General features: G+C 57.3%; 1 rRNA gene. It reads left to right on the forward strand.

The features are described from left to right. Positions 1–49: 49 nt before the first annotated feature. Positions 50–1,591: ribosomal RNA gene (locus MQP27_RS50715) — 23S ribosomal RNA — on the forward strand; the annotation flags it as partial.

Below are 1,591 nucleotides of genomic sequence, written 5' to 3' on the forward strand. Positions count from 1 at the left end.
GGGTGGTTGGTCGTTGTTTGAGAACTGCACAGTGGACGCGAGCATCTGTGGCCAAGTTTTTAAGGGCGCACGGTGGATGCCTTGGCACCAGGAACCGATGAAGGACGTGGGAGGCCACGATAGTCCCCGGGGAGTCGTCAACCAGGCTTTGATCCGGGGGTTTCCGAATGGGGAAACCCGGCAGTCGTCATGGGCTGTCACCCACATCTGAACACATAGGGTGTGTGGAGGGAACGCGGGGAAGTGAAACATCTCAGTACCCGCAGGAAGAGAAAACAACCGTGATTCCGGGAGTAGTGGCGAGCGAAACCGGATGAGGCCAAACCGTATGCGTGTGAGACCCGGCAGGGGTTGCGTATGCGGGGTTGTGGGATCTCTCTTGACCAGTCTGCCGGCTGGTCGGCGAGTCAGAAACCGTTGATGTAGGCGAAGGACATGCGAAAGGTCCGGCGTAGAGGGTAAGACCCCCGTAGTCGAAACGTCAGCGGCTTGCTTGAGAGACACCCAAGTAGCACGGGGCCCGAGAAATCCCGTGTGAATCTGGCGGGACCACCCGCTAAGCCTAAATATTCCCTGGTGACCGATAGCGGATAGTACCGTGAGGGAATGGTGAAAAGTACCCCGGGAGGGGAGTGAAATAGTACCTGAAACCGTGTGCCTACAAGCCGTGGGAGCGTCGGACATCAGCTTGCTGGTGTCTCGTGACTGCGTGCCTTTTGAAGAATGAGCCTGCGAGTTTGCGGTGTGTTGCGAGGTTAACCCGGGTGGGGTAGCCGTAGCGAAAGCGAGTCCGAACAGGGCGATGGAGTAGCACGCTCAAGACCCGAAGCGGAGTGATCTAGCCATGGGCAGGTTGAAGCGGAGGTAAGACTTCGTGGAGGACCGAACCCACCAGGGTTGAAAACCTGGGGGATGACCTGTGGTTAGGGGTGAAAGGCCAATCAAACTCCGTGATAGCTGGTTCTCCCCGAAATGCATTTAGGTGCAGCGTCGTGTGTTTCTTGCCGGAGGTAGAGCACTGGATAGGCGATGGGCCCTACCGGGTTACTGACCTTAGCCAAACTCCGAATGCCGGTAAGTGAGAGCGCGGCAGTGAGACTGTGGGGGATAAGCTCCATGGTCGAGAGGGAAACAGCCCAGAGCATCGACTAAGGCCCCTAAGCGTACGCTAAGTGGGAAAGGATGTGGAGTCGCAGAGACAACCAGGAGGTTGGCTTAGAAGCAGCCACCCTTGAAAGAGTGCGTAATAGCTCACTGGTCTAGTGATTCCGCGCCGACAATGTAGCGGGGCTCAAGCGTACCGCCGAAGTCGTGTCATTCATACAACAGGGCCAACGCCTGTATGGATGGGTAGGGGAGCGTCGTCTGCCGGGTGAAGCAGCCGCGTAAGCGAGTTGTGGACGGTTGACGAGTGAGAATGCAGGCATGAGTAGCGATTCACACGTGAGAAACGTGTGCGCCGATTGACTAAGGGTTCCTGGGTCAAGCTGATCTGCCCAGGGTAAGTCGGGACCTAAGGCGAGGCCGACAGGCGTAGTCGATGGATAACCGGTTGATATTCCGGTACCCGCTGTGAAGCGTCAAACATCGA

The sequence above is a fragment of the Streptomyces cylindrosporus genome (genome assembly GCF_022698165.1).
Classification (GTDB): domain Bacteria; phylum Actinomycetota; class Actinomycetes; order Streptomycetales; family Streptomycetaceae; genus Streptomyces; species Streptomyces cylindrosporus.